19 protein-coding genes are annotated in these 20,369 nt (G+C 74.4%); 13 read left to right on the top strand and 6 right to left on the bottom strand.

Annotated elements, in window-relative coordinates:
- Positions 1-33 precede the first annotated feature (33 nt).
- The 4 genes from AB0K51_RS00355 to AB0K51_RS00340 all read left to right on the top strand — a co-directional run bounded on the left by AB0K51_RS00355 (position 34) and on the right by AB0K51_RS00340 (position 4,839).
- Positions 34-795, top strand: a complete 762-nt coding sequence (locus AB0K51_RS00355; protein ID WP_363448799.1) for a DeoR/GlpR family DNA-binding transcription regulator — start codon at positions 34-36, stop codon at positions 793-795.
- Positions 792-1,751, top strand: coding sequence for a 1-phosphofructokinase (gene pfkB / locus AB0K51_RS00350; RefSeq protein ID WP_363448797.1), 960 nt, complete (start codon positions 792-794; stop codon positions 1,749-1,751). Before AB0K51_RS00355 ends, pfkB begins: the two co-directional genes overlap by 4 nt.
- Before the next feature lie 90 nt (positions 1,752-1,841).
- Positions 1,842-3,845, top strand: a complete 2,004-nt coding sequence (locus tag AB0K51_RS00345; RefSeq protein ID WP_363448795.1) for a fructose-specific PTS transporter subunit EIIC — start codon at positions 1,842-1,844, stop codon at positions 3,843-3,845.
- Between the two features lie 343 nt (positions 3,846-4,188).
- Positions 4,189-4,839, top strand: a complete 651-nt coding sequence (locus tag AB0K51_RS00340) for a peroxiredoxin-like family protein (protein WP_363448793.1) — start codon at positions 4,189-4,191, stop codon at positions 4,837-4,839.
- Positions 4,840-4,936: 97 nt separating this feature from the next.
- Here AB0K51_RS00340 and AB0K51_RS00335 read toward each other — a convergent pair whose 3' ends face one another.
- A complete protein-coding gene (locus AB0K51_RS00335; protein WP_363449321.1) occupies positions 4,937-5,566 on the bottom strand; it encodes a TetR/AcrR family transcriptional regulator in 630 nt (209 codons plus the stop codon).
- 172 nt (positions 5,567-5,738) lie between these two features.
- Between AB0K51_RS00335 and AB0K51_RS00330 the strand changes: the two genes are divergently transcribed.
- From AB0K51_RS00330 to fabG, 3 genes are read left to right on the top strand one after another with little or no spacing between them, the layout of a single operon-like run.
- Positions 5,739-6,887, top strand: a complete 1,149-nt coding sequence (locus tag AB0K51_RS00330; RefSeq protein ID WP_363448791.1) for an acyl-CoA dehydrogenase family protein — start codon at positions 5,739-5,741, stop codon at positions 6,885-6,887.
- Between the two features lie 56 nt (positions 6,888-6,943).
- Positions 6,944-8,131, top strand: a complete 1,188-nt coding sequence (locus AB0K51_RS00325; protein ID WP_363448789.1) for a thiolase family protein — start codon at positions 6,944-6,946, stop codon at positions 8,129-8,131.
- A gap of 52 nt (positions 8,132-8,183) precedes the next feature.
- Positions 8,184-8,942 carry a 3-oxoacyl-ACP reductase FabG gene (gene fabG, locus AB0K51_RS00320; protein ID WP_363448786.1) on the top strand — a complete coding sequence of 253 codons (759 nt, stop codon included), beginning with the start codon at positions 8,184-8,186 and terminating at the stop codon, positions 8,940-8,942.
- A gap of 58 nt (positions 8,943-9,000) precedes the next feature.
- Here fabG and AB0K51_RS00315 read toward each other — a convergent pair whose 3' ends face one another.
- Positions 9,001-9,717 (bottom strand): HAD family hydrolase, encoded by a 717-nt coding sequence (locus AB0K51_RS00315; protein ID WP_363448784.1) that lies wholly within the window; start codon positions 9,715-9,717, stop codon positions 9,001-9,003.
- Positions 9,718-9,919: 202 nt separating this feature from the next.
- Between AB0K51_RS00315 and AB0K51_RS00310 the strand changes: the two genes are divergently transcribed.
- The gene (locus AB0K51_RS00310; protein WP_363448782.1) at positions 9,920-10,684 is read left to right on the top strand and encodes an alpha/beta hydrolase; all 765 of its coding nucleotides are present in this window, start codon (positions 9,920-9,922) and stop codon (positions 10,682-10,684) included.
- 103 nt (positions 10,685-10,787) lie between these two features.
- On the opposite strand, the gene AB0K51_RS00305 is transcribed toward AB0K51_RS00310, so the two are convergent.
- Positions 10,788-12,935 (bottom strand): hypothetical protein, encoded by a 2,148-nt coding sequence (locus AB0K51_RS00305; RefSeq protein ID WP_363448780.1) that lies wholly within the window; start codon positions 12,933-12,935, stop codon positions 10,788-10,790.
- Between the two features lie 190 nt (positions 12,936-13,125).
- Here AB0K51_RS00305 and AB0K51_RS00300 point away from each other — a divergent pair, with 190 nt between their 5' ends.
- Positions 13,126-13,467 carry a hypothetical protein gene (locus AB0K51_RS00300; protein WP_363448778.1) on the top strand — a complete coding sequence of 114 codons (342 nt, stop codon included), beginning with the start codon at positions 13,126-13,128 and terminating at the stop codon, positions 13,465-13,467.
- A 47-nt stretch (positions 13,468-13,514) separates the two neighbouring features.
- Here the strand turns inward: AB0K51_RS00300 and AB0K51_RS00295 are convergent, their stop codons facing one another.
- Complete coding sequence (locus AB0K51_RS00295; protein ID WP_363448776.1) at positions 13,515-14,378, bottom strand: alpha/beta hydrolase; 864 nt, start codon at positions 14,376-14,378, stop codon at positions 13,515-13,517.
- 93 nt (positions 14,379-14,471) lie between these two features.
- On the opposite strand from AB0K51_RS00295, the gene AB0K51_RS00290 reads away from it, so the two are divergent.
- Positions 14,472-15,062, top strand: a complete 591-nt coding sequence (locus AB0K51_RS00290) for a helix-turn-helix domain-containing protein (protein WP_363448774.1) — start codon at positions 14,472-14,474, stop codon at positions 15,060-15,062.
- A gap of 379 nt (positions 15,063-15,441) precedes the next feature.
- Here AB0K51_RS00290 and AB0K51_RS00285 read toward each other — a convergent pair whose 3' ends face one another.
- On the bottom strand, positions 15,442-16,392 hold the full coding sequence (locus AB0K51_RS00285; protein WP_363448772.1) for a zinc-binding dehydrogenase: 951 nt from the start codon (positions 16,390-16,392) through the stop codon (positions 15,442-15,444).
- A 114-nt stretch (positions 16,393-16,506) separates the two neighbouring features.
- Between AB0K51_RS00285 and AB0K51_RS00280 the strand changes: the two genes are divergently transcribed.
- Positions 16,507-17,100 (top strand): DUF4240 domain-containing protein, encoded by a 594-nt coding sequence (locus AB0K51_RS00280; protein WP_363448770.1) that lies wholly within the window; start codon positions 16,507-16,509, stop codon positions 17,098-17,100.
- Positions 17,101-17,127: 27 nt separating this feature from the next.
- Here AB0K51_RS00280 and AB0K51_RS00275 read toward each other — a convergent pair whose 3' ends face one another.
- Complete coding sequence (locus tag AB0K51_RS00275; protein ID WP_363448768.1) at positions 17,128-17,880, bottom strand: nucleotidyltransferase; 753 nt, start codon at positions 17,878-17,880, stop codon at positions 17,128-17,130.
- A gap of 169 nt (positions 17,881-18,049) precedes the next feature.
- On the opposite strand from AB0K51_RS00275, the gene AB0K51_RS00270 reads away from it, so the two are divergent.
- Positions 18,050-18,526 (top strand): VOC family protein, encoded by a 477-nt coding sequence (locus AB0K51_RS00270; protein ID WP_363448766.1) that lies wholly within the window; start codon positions 18,050-18,052, stop codon positions 18,524-18,526.
- A gap of 211 nt (positions 18,527-18,737) precedes the next feature.
- On the top strand, positions 18,738-20,330 hold the full coding sequence (gene dacB, locus AB0K51_RS00265; RefSeq protein WP_363448764.1) for a D-alanyl-D-alanine carboxypeptidase/D-alanyl-D-alanine-endopeptidase: 1,593 nt from the start codon (positions 18,738-18,740) through the stop codon (positions 20,328-20,330).
- The last annotated feature ends 39 nt before the right edge of the window (positions 20,331-20,369 follow it).

Raw genomic sequence — 20,369 nt, 5'->3', positions numbered from 1 at the left:
ACGTAAACGGACATGAAACGGACCCGATCCCACATGTACGCACCGGAGCGGCAGCAGCAGATCCTCCAGCTCGCGCAGCAGCGCGGCCGGGTCGACGTGCCCTCGCTCGCCGAGGAGTTCGGCGTCACGCAGGAGACCATCCGCCGTGACCTGAGCGCCCTGGACCGGGCGGGCCTGCTGCACCGGGTGCACGGCGGCGCGCTGCCGGCCGGCGCGCTGAGTCTGGAGCCGGGTCTCGCCGAGCGGGACACCACCGCGGCCGAGGAGAAGGACCGGATCGCCCGCGCCGCGCTGGCGCTGCTGCCCAACGAGGGCAGTGTGCTGCTGGACGCGGGGACCACGGTCTCCCGGCTGGCCGCGCTGCTGCCGCTGGACTCCGCGCTCACCGTGGTCACCAACGCCCTGCCGGTCGCCGCGCGGCTGGCCGACCACCCCTCGCTCACCCTGCACCTGGTCGGCGGCCGGCTCCGGCACCGCACCCAGGCCGCGGTCGACGCCTGGGCGCTGCGCGACCTGGCCGACGTGCACGCCGACGTCGCGGTGGTCGCCACCAACGGCTTCTCCCCCGAGGTCGGGCTCTCCACGCCCGACCTGGCGGAGGCGGCCGTGAAGCGCGCCATGGTGGCCGGCGCCCGCCGGGTGGTGCTGGTCGCCGACTCCGGCAAGTACGGCGCCCGGCACTTCGCCCGCTTCGGCTGGCTCACCGACGTCGACATCCTGGTCACCGACACCGGGCTGAGCGACGAGGCCGCCGCCGAGATCGAGAACCACGGACCGGAAGTCATCCGCGCATGATCGTCACCATCACCCCCAACCCGAGCCTGGACCGCACCTACGAGCTGCCGGGCCTGGCCCGCGGCGAGGTCAACCGGGCCACCGGCGACCGCCTCGACCCGGGCGGCAAGGGCGTCAACGTCTCCCGCGCGCTGACCGCCGCGGGCCACCGGACGGCGGCCGTGCTGCCGCTCGGCGGGTTCTCCGGGCAGCTGCTGTCCGAGCTGCTGCGCCGCCAGGGCATCGAGGTGGCCACCGTCCCGGTCGCCGGGGACACCCGGATCAACGTCTCGATCGCCGAGCACGGCGGCACCCTCACCAAGATCAACGCGCCGGGCCCGGTACTGACCGCCGAGGAGTCCGCGGCCCTGCTGACCTGCGTCCGCAGCGCGCCGAGCACGTACACCGCCGACGGCGCGAAGGTCGAGTGGCTGGCCTGCTGCGGCAGCCTGCCGCGCGGCCTGGACCCGGCGTGGTACGCGGACCTGGTCGCCGAGGCGCACCTCGGCGGCGCCCGGATCGCGCTGGACACCTCCGGCCCCGCCCTGCTCGCCTCGCTCGCAGCCCGCCCGGACGTGGTCAAGCCCAACCGGGAGGAGCTGGCCGAGGCGGTCGGCCGCGAGCTGCGCACCCTCGGCGACGCCGTCGACGCGGCGGGCGAGCTGCGCAAGCTCGGCGCGCAGCAGGTGCTCGCCTCGCTCGGCGCGGACGGCATGCTGCTGGTCGCCGAGGAGGGCACCTGGTACGGCACCGCCCCCGTGGCGGCGGTGCGCAGCGACGTGGGAGCCGGCGACGCCTCGCTGGCCGGCTTCCTGGGCGCGGGCGGCGCGGGCCCGGAGGCCCTCGCCGCGGCGCTGGCGCACGGCGCGGCGGCCGTGCAACTGCCGGGGAGCGTCATGCCGACCCCGGCCGACCTGGACCCGGCCGCGGTGGCCGTGACGGCGGAGATCCCGCTGGAGCGGCCGCTCGGCGGCTGAACCGGCTCCGGCCGGTGGGGACCGGCCGGAGCGAACCACATCCCGGGGGCAAGGGAAACCACACACCACCTGGCACCGAAGGACCGAACGATGAGTGACACCACCGCCGACTCCACCGGCAGACTGATCACCCCCGCCCTCGTGGACCTCTACCTCGCCCCCGAGGACAAGTCCGAGGCACTGCGCGCGCTGGCCCAGCGGCTGGTCGCCGAGGGCCGGGTCACCGACCTGGACGGCTTCCTCGCCGACATCGCCGCCCGCGAGGCGCAGGCCCCGACCGGTCTCGGCGACGGCATCGGCATCCCGCACTGCCGCTCCGCGCACGTCACCCGCCCCAGCCTGGCGTTCGGCCGCACCGCGAAGGGCGTCGACTTCGACGCCCCGGACGGGCGGCCGGCCGACCTGATCTTCATGATCGCGGCGCCGGACGGCGCGGACGACGCCCATCTGCAGATCCTCGCCGCGCTCGCCCGGCGGCTGATGGAACCCGAGTTCACCGGCGCGCTGCGCTCGGCGGACAGCCCGGCCGTGGTCGCCGCGCTGGTCAACGGCGAGGAGGTGCCGCAGGCCGCCGCGCCCGCCGCCGTACAGCCCGCGGAGGTCGCCGAGGGCGCCGCCGACTCCGGTCTGCGCCTGGTGGCCGTGACCTCCTGCCCCACCGGCATCGCGCACACCTACATGGCCGCCAAGGCGCTGGAGCAGGCGGCGGCCCGGGCCGGCGCGCGGATCCAGGTGGAGACCCAGGGCTCGGCCGGCTCGACCCCGCTCGACCCGGCCGTGATCGCCGCCGCCGACGCGGTGATCTTCGCGCACGACGTCGAGGTCCGCGACCGGCAGCGCTTCGCCGGCAAGCCGCTGGTGGACGTCGGCGTGAAGGCCGGCGTCAACCGGGCCGACGAACTGGTCGCCCAGGCCTCCCGGTTGGCCGCGCAGGCCGGCCCGTCGGCCACCGCCGCGCCGGTTCCCGTGCAGAACTCCGGCCCCCGCACCGAGCATTGGGCCTCCCGGCTGCGCAAGTACCTGATGACCGGCGTCAGTTACATGATCCCGTTCGTCGCGGCGGGCGGTCTGCTGATCGCCCTGGGCTTCGCGATCGGCGGCTACCAGATCGCCTCCGCGCCGTCTGTGGTCGGCCACTTCGACTGGGCCTCGAAGGCCAGTTGGGCGGCGATGCTGTTCCAGGCGGGCAAGGCCGCGTTCGGCTTCCTGGTCCCGATCCTCTCCGGCTACATCGCTTACGCGATCGCCGACCGGGCTGCACTCGCGGCGGGCATCGTCGGCGGCGCGATCTCGGTCGCGGTCGGCGCGGGCTTCCTCGGCGGCATCGTCTCCGGTCTGGCGGCCGGCTTCCTGGTGCTGTGGATGGTCAGGTGGCGGGTGCCGCAGGCGATCAAGGGCATCATGCCGGTGGTGGTGATCCCGCTGCTGTCGGTCACTGCCGTCGGGTTCCTGATGTTCGTCCTGGTCGGCTCCCCGATCGCCTCCGCGATGAGCGCCGTCACCGACTGGCTGAACGGCCTGTCCGGCACCAACGCGATCCTGCTCGGCATGCTGCTCGGCGCGATGATGGCCTTCGACATGGGCGGCCCGCTCAACAAGGTCGCGTACACCTTCGCCGCCGGCGCGCTCACCACCGCGGGCGCCACCCCGGATGCCGGCAGCCTCAAGGTGATGGCCGCCGTGATGGCCGCGGGCATGACCCCGCCGCTCGGCATGGCGCTGGCCACCGTGCTGCGCCGCAAGCTGTTCACCGTCGAGGAGCGGGAGAACGGCAAGGCCGCCTGGGTGCTGGGCGCGTCCTTCATCACCGAGGGCGCGATCCCGTTCGCGGCCGCCGACCCGCTGCGGGTCATCCCGGCCGGCATCGCCGGCAGCATGACGGCCGGCGGCCTGACGATGGCCTTCGGCTCCACCCTGCGCGCCCCGCACGGCGGCATCTGGGTGCTGCCGCTGATCGGCAACCCGCTGCTGTACCTGGTCGCCATCGCCGCCGGCACGGCAGTCACGGCGGGCCTGGTGATCCTGCTCAAGGGCCGGCGCCGCCCGGCCCCGGCCGTGGCCGCCCCCGTGGAGAAGGAACTGGTCAGCGCCTGACGGCCGCCGGTACGCGAGCGCCTCTCGCGCGGGATCGGAAGATCCCGTACGGGAGGCGCTCGGCATTGCGTCCACCGGCCCAGGACGATCGGGTGGGTGAGCGCGACGACCGTCCCGCCGGGATGCCGGACCTCGAGCCGGACGAACGCCGCCTCCTCCTCCGTCGTGGACCACCGCACCCGCCGCCGGCCGCGAGCCGTTCACCCACCCCCACGGTGCAGCCCCGCGCTTGCCGCCGGTCGAGACGGTGGGCGGTTCCGCAAGGCGCGCCGTTGACGGGGAGCACCGCGGCGTGGCTACCGTGGCTCGACCGTTCCAGGATCATCCGAGAGGACCAGACCCGATGAGCGTGAACGCCGAACTGCGGGCCTTCTTCGAGAGCCGGCAGAAGCAGGTCCCGGAGGACGTCCGGGCCGTGATGCGGCGGGCGAACGAGGAGCTCGCCGCGTCCGGGCAGGCCGAGCGGGCGGTGGCGGCCGGCGACCGCGCGCCCGGCTTCGCCCTGTCGTCCGCGACGGGCCGTCAGGTCGAGCTCGCCGAACTGCTGGCCGACGGGCCGGTGGTGCTCACCTTCTACCGCGGCGCCTGGTGCCCGTACTGCAACATCGCGCTGCGCTCGCTGCAGCAGCACCACGAGGAGATCGTGGCGCGCGGCGCCCGCCTGGTCGCGGTCTCGCCGCAGACCCCGGACGAGTCGCTGACGCTCCGGGAGAAGGCCGAGCTCGGCTTCGAGGTGCTCAGCGACCTCGGCTCCGACACCGCCAAGCAGTACGGCCTCGCCTTCGACCTGCCCGACGACCTGGCGGCGCTCTACCAGCGCATCGGCATCGACCTGCACCGCAGCAACGGCGGCCACCCGCGCACGCTGCCGATCCCGGCGACCTACGTGATCGACCAGGCCGGGACGGTCCGGTGGGCGTTCGTCGACACCGACTACACCCGCCGCGCGGAGCCGGCGGACATCCTGGCCGCGCTGGACGGCCTGGGCCGGTAGCGCCCGGCCCGGCGGAACCGGGCGACGACGGGGCGGGGTGGGCCATTCGGCGCTCTCCCGCCCCGTCCTCGCGTTCCGACGGACCGTCAGGCCACCGTCAGGCCAGCCGTTCGAAGCGCAGGGCGAGGCCGTCGAGGAGGGCTTCCAGGCCGGTCTCGAAGGCGGACTCGTCGATCGTGCGGCGGTGTTCGGCGAGCCGGTGGGCCTCGCCGAGGTGGGGGTAGTCGGCGGCGTAGAGGGCGGCGTCCTCGGGGAAGCCGGCGGCGAAGGAGGCCAGCGCGGAGCCGGTGATGAAGTAGCGCATCAGGGCGCCGATCCGGGTGGCCTGGCCGCGCGGCCACCCGGCCTGGACCAGGCAGCCGAAGACGGCGTCGGCCAGGCGCAGCGCGTGCGGGCGGCGGCCGGGGCCCTGGGCGAGGACCGGGACCAGGTTGGGGTGCGCGGTGAGGGCGGCCCGGTAGGAGCGGGCCCAGTCGCGCAGCGCGGTCCGCCAGTCGTCCGGCGCGTCGAACATGGTGAGGTCGACCTCGCCCATCACACTGTCGACCACGGCGTCCAGGAGTTCGTCCTTGGTGGCGAAGTGGTTGTAGAGCGAGGGGCCGCTGACCGAGAGTTCGGCGGCGAGCCGGCGGGTGGAGAGGGCGTGCAGGCCCTCCGCGTCGGCGAGGGCGAGGGCGGCGGCGACGATACGGTCCCGGCTGAGCAGGGGGGTGCGGGGTCGGGCGATCTCGGCCTCCTCGGGGCGGGACGGGCATCGGGGTCGGACATCGCCGTCGGGCATCGGCGTCGGGCTTCGGGGTCGGGCGGCCATTCTCGCAGGCGCCTCTTCCGCGTCCGGGGCGGTGCGGGCTACAGTCACCGTAAAACTTGCAGCGCTAGTTTATCGAGGGGTCGTCGCCGTGGACCTGGAGCTGACCGAGGAGCAGGCCGCCGTCCGGGCGTTGGCCGCCGAGTTCACCGACCGGGAGATCGCACCCTTCGCGGCCGAGTGGGACCGCGCGGAGTCGATCGACCTGGGCATCGTGCGCAAGCTCGGCGACCTGGGCTTCCTCGGCCTGACCCTGCCGGAGGAGTACGGCGGCAGCGGCGGCGACCACCTGGCGTACTGCCTGGTGCTGGAGGAGCTGGGCCGCGGCGACTCCTCGGTGCGCGGCGTCGTGTCGGTGTCGCTGGGGCTGGTCGCCAAGTCGATCAACGCCTTCGGCACCGCCGAGCAGAAGGAGCGGTGGCTGCCGCGGCTGTGCTCCGGCGAGGCGCTGGGCTGCTTCGCGCTGACCGAGCCGGGGACGGGTTCGGACGCGGCGAACCTGACCACCCGGGCCGAGCGCGACGGCGACGACTGGCTGATCAGCGGCGCCAAGATGTTCATCACCAACGGGACCTGGGCCGAGGTGGCGCTGGTCTTCGCCCGCACCGGCGAGCCGGGCCACCGCGGTGTGACCGCGTTCCTGGTGCCCACCGACACGCCCGGCCTGACCCGGACGCTGGTGCACGGCAAGCTCGGGCTGCGCGGGCAGGCCACCGCGGAGCTGGCCTTCGACCGGGTGCGGGTGCCGGACGCCGCGCGCCTCGGCGACCTCGGCAAGGGCTTCACGGTGGCGATGGCGGCGCTGTCCAAGGGACGGATGTCGGTGGCGGCGGGCTGCGTGGGCATCGCCCAGGCCTGCCTGGACGCGGCGGTGCGCTACGCCGGGGAGCGCGAGCAGTTCGACAAGCCCATCGCCGGGCACCAGTTGGTGCAGGACCTGCTGGCGGACATCGCGGTCGACGTGGCCGCGGCCCGGCTGCTCACCTGGCGGGTCGCCGACCACATCGACCGCGGCCTGCCGTTCGCGACCGAGTCCTCGGTGGCGAAGCTGTTCGCCAGCGAGGCCGCGGTGCGCTCCGCCAACAACGCGCTGCAGGTGTTCGGCGGCTACGGCTTCATCGACGAGTACCCCGTCGGCAAGTACCTGCGCGACGCGCGGGTGATGACGCTGTACGAGGGCACCAGCCAGATCCACAAGCTGCTCATCGGGCGTGCCCTCACCGGGGTCAGCGCCTTCTGAGACTCGGACCATCCGAATCCGAGTCGACCGACCGTCAAGAACAGGAGCCCGAGGAAGTGCTTCCGGTCTACATCGCCGCCGCCCGCCGAACCCCGATCGGCCGGCTGCGCGGCGCGCTCTCCTCCGTCCGTCCCGACGACCTGTCGGCCGCCGTGCTGCGCGGCCTGCTCGCCGAGGTGCCCGGGCTGGACCCGGCGCGGATCGACGACGTGTACTGGGGCGCCGCCAACCAGGCCGGCGAGGACAACCGCAACCTGGCGCGGATGGCGGTGCTGCTGGCCGGGCTGCCGGACAGCGTGCCCGGCGCCACCGTCAACCGGCTGTGCGCCTCCGGCATGGAGGCGGTCACCTCGGCCGCCCGGGCGATCGGCTCGGGCGAGGCGGACGTCGTGGTGGCGGGCGGCTGCGAGTCGATGAGCCGCGCCCCGTTCGTGCTGCCCCGCCCCGACGAGGCGCTGCCGCACCGGATGGAGACCTTCGACACCCGGCTCGGCTGGCGGCTGACCAACCCGCGGATGAAGGACCTGCACGGCGTCCTCTCGATGGGCGAGACCGCCGAGGAGGTCGCCGCCCGGTACGGGATCGGCCGCGAGGACCAGGACGCCTTCGCGCTGCGCAGCCACCGGCTGGCCGCGGCCGCCCGCAAGGACGGCCACTTCGACGCCGAACTGCTGCCGGTCGAGCGGCCGGACGGCGTGACGGTCCGCGAGGACGAGTCGATCCGCCCCGACACCACCGCGGAGAAGCTGGCCGCCCTCAAGCCGGTGTTCCGCTCCGGCGGCACCGTCACCGCGGGCAACGCCTCGCCGATGAACGACGGCGCGGCCGCACTCCTGCTGGTCAGCGAACGCGCGCTGGGCGAGCTGGAGTTGGAGCCGCTGGGCCGGTACGTGGCGGGCGCCTCGGCCGGCGTCCACCCGGACGTGATGGGCATCGGCCCGGTGCCCGCCACCCGCCGGGTGCTGGAGCGCACCGGCTGGCGGCTGGACGACCTGGACACCGCCGAGTTCAACGAGGCGTTCGCCGCCCAGGCGCTGGCCAGCGTCCGGGAGTTGGGCGTCGACCCGGAGCTGGTGAACCCGTCCGGGGGCGCGATCGCGCTCGGCCATCCGCTGGGCTGCTCCGGCGCGCGCATCCTCACCACCCTGCTGCACCGGATGCGCCGCACCGGCGCCCGCCGCGGCCTGGCCACCATGTGCGTGGGCGTCGGCCAGGGCTCGGCGGTCCTGGTCGAGCGTGGCTGAACGGCGCGTCGGGGAAACGGACATGACGAGGAATCGGGAAGAGGGAGCAGCTGTGAGCAGGTTCGAGGGCAAGGTCGCGATCGTGACGGGCGCGGCGCAGGGCATCGGGGCGGCGACCGCGCGCCGGCTGGCCGAGGAGGGCGCGGCGGTCGCGGTGGTGGACCTCACCGCGGAGCGCGCCGAGGGCACCGTCAAGGAGATCACCGCGGCGGGCGGCACGGCGCGCGCCTACGGCTGCGACGTAGCTGACTACGACGCGGTGGAGGCGGTCTTCGCCGCCGTGGTCGAGGAGTTGGGCGGGGTGCACATCCTGGTCAACAACGCCGGGATCACCCGGGACAACCTGTTCTTCAAGATGCCGAAGTCCGACTGGGACACCGTGCTGACGGTCAACCTGACCAGCGCCTACAACTGCTCGCACGTCGTGCAGAAGTACTTCGTGGCCCAGAAGTACGGCAAGATCGTCTCGCTCAGTTCGCGGTCCGCGCTGGGCAACCGGGGCCAGGCCAACTACGCCGCCGCGAAGGCCGGCATCCAGGGGCTGACCGCGACGCTGGCGATCGAGCTGGGCCCGTTCAACGTCAACGTCAACGCGGTGGCGCCGGGTTACATCGCCACCTCGATGACCGCGGCCACCGCCGAGCGGGTCGGCGCCACCGCGGAGGAGCACCAGGCGGAGGTCGCCCAGCGCACCCCGCTGCGCCGGGTCGGCCGCCCGGAGGAGATCGCCTCCGTGGTGGCGTTCCTGGCCAGCGAGGACGCCGGGTACGTCAGCGGTCAGACGCTGTACGTCAACGGCGGTGCCCGATAAGGCGGTTGACGCTCACTCAGGTATCCGACCCGGGCCGGCGGCGGGCGCCCGCCGCCGGCTACGGGCGGAGCATCACCGGGTAGTCGAGGGCGGTGCCGACGGCGGAGAGGGTGCCGAGGACCGGGCCGGACCAGTCGGCCTCCCGGCCGGGCGCGCCGTCGGCCGCCCAGTCCACGGCGCGCAGCAGCACCGCGGTCATCCCGGCCGCCCGGGCGCCGCTCAACTCGCCGCCACCGCCGTCCCCGACGTACAGGCAGCGCCGCGGGGCGACGCCGAGCCGTTCGGCGACGGTGGCGTACAGCACCGGGTCGGGCTTGCGGCGGCCCTCTCGGCAGGACAGCACGGCCGCGTCCACATACCGGGCGATCGGCAACAGCGGCCAGCTGTCGGCGAGTTCGGTCGCACAGTCGCTGAGCACGCCGACCTTGACCCCGAACCCGGCGATCCGCTCCAGGGTGGGTTCCGCGTCCGGGCGCAGCGCGAACAGCTCGCGCTGGGCGGCGAGTCGGGCCGCGCAGGCCGCCGCGAGCGCCTCCTCGTCGGGCGTCACCCCGCAGCGCGCCGCGAGCGTGCGCAGCGTCTGCGGCAGGTCGCCGAGGGCGCCCACCACGCGCTCCGGGAACGACTCGTCCAGTGCGTCGCGCCACCGCCCGGCCTCGATGCCCAGCGGGGCGGCGCTGCGGGCGGCGTGCTCGTCCCAGGTGGCGGAGGGGACTGCGGGGGTGAGGGTGCAGAAGAAGTCGAACACCACGGCGTCGAACGGGGAGGGCGGCATGCCGAAAAGCCTAGGGGAAAAAGGATTGGACGCGGCAGCGCCGGGGCTTGTAGCTTGCGGTCGACCGTGACACCGCCCGAGGAGGTGAGACCCATGAACGCTGTAGCGATGTGGGTGCTCCCCCTTCCGGTCACGGCCGGCGATCTGACGTAGGTGTCGCCGGGAGCGCCTCGACCATCAGGCACTCCCGAAAGGCAACACCGTGCATACTCTGCAGTTCACCGCCGAGTCCTCCTCCGACGGCATGCTCGAACGCGACTTCACCGTGGGCGGCGTCCCCGGAGTCCTCTGGTCGCCCGCCTCCGGCGGCGACCGCGCGCCCCTGGTCCTGATGGGCCACGGCGGCGGCGCCCACAAGAAGCACCCCGCGATGCTCGGCCGCGCCGGCCTCCTGGTGCGCGACTGCGGCTTCCACGTCGCCGTGCTCGACGCGCCCGGCCACGGCGACCGGCCGCGCTCCGCGCACGACGAGCGGGACATCGCCGACCTGCGCCGGGCGCAGGCCGCGGGCGAGCCGGAAGGCCCGATCGTCGTTCCCTACAACGCCCGGCTGGCGGAGATCGCCGTACCCGAGTGGCGGGCCGCCCTGGACGCCCTCCAGGAGCTCCCGGAGATCGGCCCCGACGGGCCGGTGGGCTACGTCGGCATCGCGCTCGGCAGCGCGATCGGGATTCCGCTGGTGGCGGCGGAGCCCCGGATCACCGCCGCGGTCTTCGGCATGATGTGGCCCGACGCCCTGTTCGACCACGCCAGGCGGATCACCGTCCCGGTCGAGTTCACCCTGCAGTGGGACGGCGAGCGCATCCCGCGTGAGGCCGGACTCGCGCTCTTCGACGCCTTCGCCTCGAAGGAGAAGAGCCTGCACGCGAACGCGGGCGACCCGCTCGCCATGCCGAGGTTCGAGGCCGCCGCCTCGGCGCGCTTCCTCGCCCGGCACCTCGGCCGGGCGGTGACGTCGTCGGCCTGACGCGTTGAGCGGTGGCGGCGTCCGGTCTCCCGACCGGACGCCGCTGCCGGTTTCCGGCTTGCGACTCGCTTCCGGTTTTGCGCTCTGCGGTTCGGGGTGCGGCCTACAGGGCCGCGTTGGCCTTCCGGTCGGCGAGTTGGCGCAGGTAGCGTTCGGCGGCGCGCAGCTTGCGGTTCTCGGGACCGGGCAGGTAGGCGCGGAGTTCGATGATGTCCGGGGCGATCCTGATCGCCTCCGCGGGGTCCTTGACGGCCCGCCAGCAGGCTTCGGCGTTGGTCGCGGCACGCTGGGTCTCGGGGTGCTCGGGGCCCTCGGTGGTGAGCAGCGCGGCGGCGACCTGGCGGTAGAGCTCGGCGGCGAGGACGGGCTGTCCGGCCACCCGGGCGACGTGCGCACGGACCTGGCGCACCTGGAGGACCAGCGGGGCGAGGGCGCCGTGCGCGGCGACGGCCTGCTCCTCGAGGTCGAGGGCGAGCGCGGTGGCCGTGACGTGTTGTCCGGCCTCGGCGCTGCGGACGATCTCGCCGATCGCCTCCAGGTAGTCGGTGGGCGGCGCGGCGGCTGACGGCACGTCAGCGGTGGGGCGCGGCGCGGGCTTCTCGAGCGGGACGGTGGCCGCGGCCGGGTCGTGCTTGGTGAGCGGGACGGTCGAGGCGGCCGGGTCGTGCCGGGCCGGGATCCCGGACGGCTCGGGCTCGGGCCTGTGCTCCTGCACGGGCTTCGGCTTCGGGCTCGACTCGGGCGAGGACGCGGAGGCGGAGGCGGCTGCGGAGTCGGAGGCTGAGGCGGTTGCGCCTGCGGATACGGAGACGCCTGCGGGCTCCGCCTTGGCGAAGTCGACGACGCTCACCGCGTCCGCGGCCTCGGCCGCCTGGTAGCCCGCGTACCAGGACGCGGCGGAGCTCCGGCCGGTCTCCTCCGCGGCGGGCGGCGCGGTGTCCTTGCCCAGGCGGACCGTCGGCTGCACGCCGTCGGCGGCGGGCGCCTCGGTGTCGAGGGGCGGTTCGCATCCCTTGCGCAGGGAGACCGGGCGGGCGGGCCGGGGCGGCGTGGCGGGGACGCCGGGCTTGCGCAGCGAGACGAGGCCGCGCGGGGTCCAGCCGGGGGCGAGGCGGGGCCGCAGCGGGCCGGCGGCGGGCGTGGTGCCCGCGGGCGTGCCCGCCGGAGCTGCGTCGGCGGCGGGGTCGGCCGGGCCGAGTTGGCGGGCGGTGTTGCGGAAGTAGGGGCGGTACGCGGGGTGCGCGGTGATCAGCAGGGTGTCGGGGCGCAGCACCGAGTGGACCTGCTGGCGCAGCAGTTCGGGGCTGAGCAGTGGTTCGGCGCCGGGGCGGCCGCGCTGCAGGGCCTCGATCAGCGCGCGGGTGAAGGTGCCGAGTTGGTCGGGGTCGTGGCTGACGGTGGCCCAGAGCGGGACGCCGTCGGCGAGTTGCTGCCCCGCGCCGGCCGAGAGCTGCGGCCAGATCACCTGGTCGGCGCTCAGGTCGCCGATCACCAGGGTGTCCAACTCGCTGCCGCGGTGCCGCAGTTCGGTGGCGATGGCGCTCCACGGCAGGCTGTCGGCGGGCTTCGCCTCACGCAGCGAGAGGTAGAGCTGGCCGCCGCGGCGGTCGGTGATCAGGTGGCCGCCGAGGTGGATCAGCAGCGGTCCGGGGTGGCGGGCCGCGGCCCGCAGGTGGGCGAGGACGGTCTGCGGGTCGGCGGCGCCGGGCAGGTGGACGGCGTCGACCTGGTCGGCGGAGAGCAGGACCTGCGGGGCGACGCCGGCCAGCGCGGCCGAGAGCACCGAGGCGTGGGCGGTGCCGCCGCGGCCCCAGCGGCGGCCGCCGCCGTAGCCGCCCTCGATCACCAGGATGCGGCCGCGCAGGCCGCCGCCGATGCCGTGCGACGCCTGGACGTTGGCCGCTGCGGGCGCTGTGGCGGCGGGCCGGGCGGCGGTGCCGGGGGGCGGCGGTGCGGTGATGGTGATGGCAGGCATCACGCCGGTCCAGCCGGTGACCGGCGGGGCGGGCGGCATCGCGGGCGGGGCGCTGGGCGGCGGCGGGACGGTCGGGATCGCGGTGCCGGCGGCCGGCGTGTGGCCGGGCGGCAGCGGGATGGTTCTGGTGCCACTCAGTGCGGGGTCGAACGGGTCGGCGTCGGGCGGCAGTTCGAGCGTCTGCTCGAGCGCGAACCCGTTCGGCGGGAGCTTGACGGTCAGTTCCTCGTCGACCGTCCGCCGTCCGTGCCCGGCCGTCGATGCCTCGTCAGCCACCGCTTGGTCACCGCCCCCGTTGCCGCCGCCCGCGCGACGTCGTGCCTGTTCACCGTGGCGCCGCTCAGCACGGCGATCCCGGCCACGATACGTGGTGTCGCCACGACCGGGCCAGGCCGGGTGTGCGGAGACCGGCGCCGCGGACGGGCCCGCGCTACCGGCGGCTCCGACCGAGCGGTAGCGTGCTGCGGTGGACGAGACGACGGCGCCGACGGCGGGCATGAGGATCAGCGTGCGGACCCGGCAGGACGTGGTGGTGGTCGATCCGGACCGCTTCCTGGCCGCGGCCCGCGAGGCCTTCCTGGAGCTCTACCCCGAGATCCCGGAGGCGGACGTGGCCGAGCACGTCCGCGACGTCCCTGACGCCGTGTTCGCTCTGCTGGAGCGGTACGGCAGGCTGGCGGCCCACTCACCGAACCCGCTGCTCGAACGGCCCGGCCCGCCACCGCCGGTACGCGCGGACGGGCTCTCCCCCGCGGGTCGTGTTCAACGACCCGATGTCGCTGGCGGATTACGGCTGCTTCCTTCCTGAGGACCCGTTCGCCGTACCGCCGGACGCGTGACCCGGCCGCGCGCTCCTCAAGACGGCCGGGCGTCGTCGGCAAGCCCCTGGCCGCCGGTCGGGGTCGCCCGGTCGAGGAGGTGGGCGACCGCTTCCGCCACGATCCCGGGCTGCTCGGCCTGGATGAGGTGGCCCGCGTCGATCTGTTCGAACCGTCCGTCCGGCAGTGTCGCGACCCACTGCCGCTGATGGGCGGTCATGGCGGTGCGCTGCTCCCGCCGTCCCCGGTCGGGGCGGGACGGCGAGAGGAGCACGGTCGGACAGGTCGGGAGACCGGGCGGCTCGGCGCGGAATCGGGGGATCGCGGCGACCACGGCCGCGAGTTCCTTCCTGGTCTGCGCGATCCCCGCGGGGACGAAGTCCTCGGCGAGCATGGTCGCGTAGGTGTCGGCCGGGAACAGCCGCCGGACGTTCCCGCTGGCCATCCGAGCGAGCGGGCGGAACCGCACCAGGGCCTGCGTGACGGCGAGCGCGCGGTCGACCTTCGCGGCGGTCCGGTCGAACCGGTCGTAGACGGGCGAACTCTCCGGTGTCGGGTCGAGTAGCAGCAGGCCGCGCAGCCGCGGACCCAGGCGGTCCACCGCGCGGCGGGCGACCAGCCCGCCCATGCTGTGCGCGACGAGCACCAGTGGGGCCGACGGGGGTACCACGTCCTCGATCAGCGCCACCAGGTCGGCGGCCAGGTCGTCGATTCCCGGCCGGCCCGAGGTCCGGCCGCTGCGGCCGAACCCGGCCCGGTCGTAGGCCACCAGTCGGGCCCGGTCTGCCAGCCGCGGCAGGACCAGGTCCCAACTGGTCCTGCCCAGGCCCGCCCCGGCCTCGAAGACCACCCAGTCGGTGCCCCGGCCCGACTCCTCGACATGGACGGAGTGCCCGTTCACGGCCACTGCCCGACCGCCTGCTCGCCTCATCCGCTCCCACCCCCGCCGCAGTTTCAATTTCGATAACGGTATCACTCATGAAATAGTGGCGCCATGGACACCGCCGAACTGCTTCTGCACCCGGTTCGCCTGCGCGTGGTGCACGCCCTCTCCGGCGGGCGCGAGCTCACCACCGGCGAGCTGTCCGCCCGGCTGCCCGACGTCCCGAAGGTGAGCGTCTACCGGCACGTGGCCCTGCTCGCGGAGGCCGGCTTCCTCGAAGTGGCCCAGGAGCGGCGCGTGCGCAACGTGGTCGAACGCCAGTACCGGCTGCGCCGCGACCGCCCCACGATCGACGGCGAGGCGGCCGCGGCCATGTCCGTCGACGACCACCGCCGCGGTTTCGCCGCCGCGATGGCCGTCCTCATCGCCGAGTTCAACGCGTACCTCGACCGCGCGGACGCGAACCCCACTGCCGACTCGGTCTCCTACCGCCAGGGCACGCTCTGGCTCGACCCGGACGAACTCGCCGAACTCCTCGGCGAGTTGCTCGCCGTCGTCCAACCCCGCCTCGCCCACCGGCCCGGCCCCGGACGGGTGCCGTACCTGCTCAGCCCCGTCTTCTTCCCCGCCGACCCGCGTCCTGCCGAGCACGGACCGTCAGCTCGGGACACCGAGCCCTCCTCACCGCCCGAAGTCGGGTGACGAACCGTCACTCCCTCGCTCACGGACGTAGCTGGAGAGGCGCTCACCGGCTTGTGGTCTCGTGGCCACCGCCCGGTGGCCTTTCAGCTTGTCGGATGTGGTGCGTGGCCGTCCCGGCCCGGTGCGCGAGCGCCTCAGACCCGCTCCGCGCCGTCCAGCTCGGCGGGCACGCCCACGAGTGAGGCGATCAGCTCGCCGGCCAAGGGGATGTCGCCCTGATGGAACGTCAACATGGTGGTGTCGGCAGGGCCGGTACGGGTGACGTTGAGGATCCGGAACCTGCGTCCGCGCGGGCCCGGGACCGTCGCGACCCAGACTCGGCTGATGCTGCTGCACGCGGGGGCGGGGTGGCCGACGGTCCGTCACCCGGCCGGCCGGGTCACTCGTGGGCGACGTCCAGCAGGGTCTTGCCGAGGGTGGAGCGGGACTCGATGGCGGTGTGCGCGTCGGCGGCGCGGGCCAGCGGGAAGCGTTGGCCGATGACGGGGCGCAGGCGGCCCGCGGCGGCTTCGGCGAGGACGTGGGCGGTGGCGGCGCGGATCCGGTCGGGGGTGGGGCGCAGGGTGAGCAGGGTGATCTGCCGGGCGGTGGCCCGATCGTCCGGGACACCGGCCCAACTTCCGCTGGCGAGGCCGTAGCTGAGCATCCGTCCGCCGGGGCGCAGGGCGGTGAAGGCGGTGCGGCCGATCTCGCCGCCGACGCCGTCCAGAACCAGGTCGACGGGGGCGAGGGCTGCCGTCCAGCCGGGGGTGCGGTAGTCGACGCTCTCGTGGGCGCCGAGTTCCTCGGCGAGGGCGAGCTTGTCGGCTCCGCCGGCCGCGGCGACGACCTCGGCGCCCGCGGTGGCGGCGAGTTGGACCAGCAGGCTGCCGACACCGCCGGCTGCCGCCTCGACCAGCACCCGCTCGCCCGCGGTGACGCCCGCGGTCTCCAGCAGCAGCCGCGCGGTCCGGCCGTCGGCGAGCAGCGCGGTGGCGGCGTCGAGCGGCAGCTCGTCCGGGACGGGGAACAGGCCGTCGGCGGGGACGGCGACCAGTTCGGCGTAACCGCCGGAGCCGCCGGTGGAGGTGACGACCCGTCGGCCGAGCAGCCCGGGGTCGGCGCCGGGGCCGACGGCGGTGACGGTGCCGCCGACGCCGTTGCCGGGGATCATCGGCAGGCCGGCGCTGAACGGGCCGAGGCCGGTGGCCCGGAACTGGGTCTCCACGAAGGTCAGGTTGGCGTGGGCGACCCGGACCAGCACCTGCCCCTCCCCTGCCACCGGGTCCGGCGCCTCCCCCGCCACCAGCACCTCGGGACCGCCGAACTCCCTCAGCCACACCGCACGCATCACGCCTCCAACGCCTCGACCACGCTTCGACTTCCTGACCGCCCGCCATCCTGGTTGTTGAAGCGCGCTTGAAGTCAAGCCCGGCTGTCACCCGCGCGTGCGAGGCTGCCCGGCATGGACGTGAACGGGTTCTGGGAACTGGTCGAGGCGAGCCGCGAGATCCGGCCGGAGCACGAGCAACTGGGCTGCGGCCGGCCCGAGTGCGAGCGGGCGGAGCGGCTGACGGAGCGTCTCGCCACGCTCCCGGTCGAGGAGGTGCTGGAGTTCCAGCTCCGGCTGGACGAAGTGCGCGCCCCGCTGGACACCATGGCCACCCTGGCCGTCGCCAAGCTGGTGCAGCGCGGCCGCATCAGCGACGACGGCCTGTGGTACTTCCACGCCTGGCTGATCGGCCTCGGCCGCACCGCCTACGCCACCGCGCTGGCCGACCCGGACGCCCTGGCCGACCAGCCCGCCGTCCGCCGCCTCGCCGCCCTCCCCTACCAGGACTGGGACAACCACGACTTCCCCGACTGGGAGGAGCTGGACTACTGCGCCGCGTACGCCCACGAGCGGATCACCGGCGAGGAGGACGGCCTGGAGGACCTGCTCGCCGAGGTCGGCCACGACAGCCCCGTCAACGCCGAGCCGGTGGGCGAGGTGTGGACGCCGGCCGACACCGCGGCGCGCCTGCCGCGGCTCTCCGCACTGTTCGCCGAGGCGTCTTGACGGGACGTCAGGCCGGGAACACCGGGTTCAGCCCTGCAGCGCGCGTTCGATCGCCGTGCGGGTGAACCGGCGGGCGGCGTCGGCGCGTTCGGTGCGGGCGGCGGGGGTGAGCGGCAGCGGGGTGGCGTAGCGGCGGGCGGCGATGTCGTCGATCAGGCTCTGCGGTGCGCCCAGCAGCGGGAGTTCGTCGATCGCCGCGCGCTTGGTGACCAGCCGGCCGTCGCGCAGGGTGATGGTGGCGCGGGCGGCGGTGATCGGGCCGTGGTCCACCCAGATGTCCTGCTGCCAGGGCTCGGGCTTGGCGGTGATCGGCAGGAGGTAGTCGCGCAGGTCGGCCCGGATGTGGTCGTGCAGTTCGGCGTCGCCGACCGGCGGGAGCAGCGTGTCGGGCGCCGGTCCGGTCAACACCAGCCCGCCGTGCAGGAGTTCGCGGCGGCTGATCGGGGTGACCGGGCGGTCCATCGGCTCGCCCTGGGCGAAGGTGAAGTACGGGCGCCCGGCGTCGTCGAGGCCGCGTTCCGGCAGGTAGCTGCAGTGCAGCTTCGCCGCGTCCGGGTCCGCGTCGATCAACTGCCGGTGCAGCTGGGTGAGTTCCTCGCGCTGCCGGGGGTCGGCCTCGGCGGGCAGGACGGCGATCAGGTCGAGGTCGCTGCGGCCGTGCCGGTAGTCGCCGTGGGCCAGCGAGCCGTGCGCCCACAGCGCGCGCAGCGGGACGGCGGCGCGCAGACGGGCGGTGAAGGCGTCCAGCAGGGCGGCGGCGGGAGCGTCGTTCGTCGGCATGCCGTCGACTCTGGCACACCGCCCGGCGGCCCGCGGGGCTTTCGACGGCGGCCGGCGGAACCTCGACGCCACCCCCGCGCGCCGTCGACTCCCGCCCGCCCGGCGGGACTAGCGTCGGCTGCGCCCGCCCCCGCGGGGCCGACCCACGCACCGGAACGGAGCAGCTTCGATGGCGCAGAAGATCACCACCTTCCTCTGGTTCGACCACCAGGCCCTGGAGGCCGCCGAGTTCTACGTCTCGGTCTTCCGCGACGGCAAGGTGCTGGAGGTCCAGCGCTACTCCGACGTCGGCCCCGGGGAGGCGGGGAAGGTGATGGTGGTGACCTTCGAGCTGTTCGGCCAGCGGTTCCGGGCGCTGAACGGCGGCCCGATCTTCACCTTCAACGAGTCGATCTCGCTGGAGGTGGACTGCGCCGACCAGGCGGAGGTCGACCGCTACTGGGAGGCCCTCACCGCGGACGGCGGGCAGCCGAGCCAGTGCGGGTGGCTGAAGGACCGCTACGGACTGTCCTGGCAGATCGTCCCGCGGCGCATGATGGAGCTGCTGTCCGACCCCGACCCGGACCGCACCCGCCGTGCGATGGCCGCGATGCTCACCATGACCAAGCTGGACGTCGCCGCCCTGGAGGCCGCCGCGAACGGCTGACACCGACCGCTGACGCACAGTCAGCCGCTGCTCCGTCGGGGCCGGTTGTGATCGTCCGACCGGATGACGTTCGGCCCCCACGCCGTCGCTCCACCGCCGGGCAGCGGGATTCGCGCCCTTCCGCTCCCTACGATGCGGCCGTGAGTACCTCGGCGGTGAGGGCCCGGGGTCTGGTCGACCCGGGGTTCCTCGCCCCAGAACGGCGGAACACATGGGATCGACGATCCGCGGCCGGCTGCGGGCCTGGGCCGCAGTCGGCGCGACGCTCGCGGCCGTGGCCGGCACGGTGGTGGCCACCGGCCCGACGGCGGCGGCGCACGACGACGACCTCGGGCCCGCGATCGAGGCGATCATGCACAAGCCGGGCTACGAGCACGCACAGTGGGGCGTGCTGGAGACCGACCCCGCGACCGGGAGGGTCATCCACTCCCAGAACGCGAACCAGTTCTTCATCCCCGGCTCGACCACCAAGCTGGTCACCATCTCCACCGCCTGGCACACCCTGGGCCCCGACCACCGCTTCACCACCCCGATCATGGCCACCGGCGACCGCGAGGGCTCGACGCTGCACGGGAACCTGGCGATGGTCGCCCAGGGCGACCTGACGATGGGCGGGCGCACCAAGCCCGACGGCTCGGTGGACTACACGAACATCGACCACACCGAGGCCAGCCTGCCGGGCGCGAGCCTCACCCCCGAGAACCCGCTGGCCGGCCTGGACCAGATCGCCCAGCAGGTGCACGACGCGGGCATCACCCGGGTCGACGGCGACGTGATCGTCGACCCGCGGCTGTTCACTCCCCCGGCGCTGGACCCGCAGCCCACCCCGATGATCGTCAACGACAACCTGATCGACCTGCTCAGCACCCCCACCGCGGCCGGGCAGCCCGCCCAGCTGCTGTGGCGTCCGCAGGTCGCGCCGTACCAGGTCAGCTCCACGGTCCAGACGGTGGCGGCCGGCGGTCCGACGGACATCCAGGTGTCCGCCTCCCCCGACGGCACACGGATCAGCCTGTCCGGCACCATCGCCGCCGACGCCCAGCCGCTGCTGAAGGTCTCCAACATCCAGGACCCCAACGCCTTCGCCCGCACCGCGCTGATCGAGGCGCTCGCCCGGGCGGGCGTCGCCGTCACCGCGGACCCGACCGGCCCCAACCCGCAGGACGCGCTGCCCGCTTCCTACGCCGGCGACCCGCAGGTCGCCGCGTACGTCTCCCCGCCGTACAGCCAGTACGCCAAGCTGATCCTGAAGGTCAGCCACAACCTCGGCGCCAACCTGGCCCTGTGCAACATGGCCGTCGCCCGCGGCAGCCGCGACTGCTTCGACGCCTTCCCGATCGAGCGCGACTTCCTCAGCGACGTCGCGCACGTCGACCCGGCCCAGTTCCAACTCGCGGACGGGCGCGGCGGCGTGGCGGCCGAACGGGCCACCCCGATCGGCCTCGACCAGCTCCTCGCCTACTGGCTGGGCACCCCCGACGCGGAGGCCTTCCGGTTGTCGCTGCCGATCCTCGGCGTCGACGGCAGCAACGGGATCTCCTGCACCACCGACTGCCCGGCCAAGGGCAAGGTCTTCGCCAAGCCGGGCACCGTCCTCGGCCTCGACCGCCTCAACCAGCGGATCGCGGTCAGCGCCCAGGAGGAGGCCGGCTACCTGATCACCGACCAGGGCTGTCTGCACCTCGTCTACGTCGGTGTCACGGGCGGCTCCAGCGACTCGCTCGACGCCTTCCTCAGCGTCTTCAACGACGTCAACCAGATCACCGCGCTGCTCCAGGAGCAGGCCTCCGGGCACGGCGGCTGACGGACCGTCGGCCGGGCGACTCGGAGAGGAGCAGCGCAG

This window comes from Kitasatospora sp. NPDC049285 (assembly GCF_040678815.1).
Lineage (GTDB): Bacteria > Actinomycetota > Actinomycetes > Streptomycetales > Streptomycetaceae > Kitasatospora.
The sequence above is the reverse complement of the archived record's forward strand: the minus strand, read 5'-3'. Positions and strand labels throughout refer to the sequence as shown.

Excerpts from the sequence above, each read along its gene's own strand:
- AB0K51_RS00340 (WP_363448793.1), top strand. The coding sequence starts at position 4,189 with ATGAGCGTGAACGCCGAACTGCGGGCCTTCTTCGAGAGCCGGCAGAAG.
- AB0K51_RS00345 (WP_363448795.1), top strand. The coding sequence starts at position 1,842 with ATGAGTGACACCACCGCCGACTCCACCGGCAGACTGATCACCCCCGCC.
- AB0K51_RS00355 (WP_363448799.1), top strand. The coding sequence starts at position 34 with ATGTACGCACCGGAGCGGCAGCAGCAGATCCTCCAGCTCGCGCAGCAG.
- AB0K51_RS00270 (WP_363448766.1), top strand. The coding sequence starts at position 18,050 with ATGGCGCAGAAGATCACCACCTTCCTCTGGTTCGACCACCAGGCCCTG.
- AB0K51_RS00275 (WP_363448768.1), bottom strand. The coding sequence starts at position 17,880 with ATGCCGACGAACGACGCTCCCGCCGCCGCCCTGCTGGACGCCTTCACC.
- pfkB (WP_363448797.1), top strand. The coding sequence starts at position 792 with ATGATCGTCACCATCACCCCCAACCCGAGCCTGGACCGCACCTACGAG.
- AB0K51_RS00315 (WP_363448784.1), bottom strand. The coding sequence starts at position 9,717 with ATGCCGCCCTCCCCGTTCGACGCCGTGGTGTTCGACTTCTTCTGCACC.
- dacB (WP_363448764.1), top strand. The coding sequence starts at position 18,738 with ATGGGATCGACGATCCGCGGCCGGCTGCGGGCCTGGGCCGCAGTCGGC.
- AB0K51_RS00285 (WP_363448772.1), bottom strand. The coding sequence starts at position 16,392 with ATGCGTGCGGTGTGGCTGAGGGAGTTCGGCGGTCCCGAGGTGCTGGTG.
- AB0K51_RS00280 (WP_363448770.1), top strand. The coding sequence starts at position 16,507 with ATGGACGTGAACGGGTTCTGGGAACTGGTCGAGGCGAGCCGCGAGATC.
- AB0K51_RS00290 (WP_363448774.1), top strand. The coding sequence starts at position 14,472 with ATGGACACCGCCGAACTGCTTCTGCACCCGGTTCGCCTGCGCGTGGTG.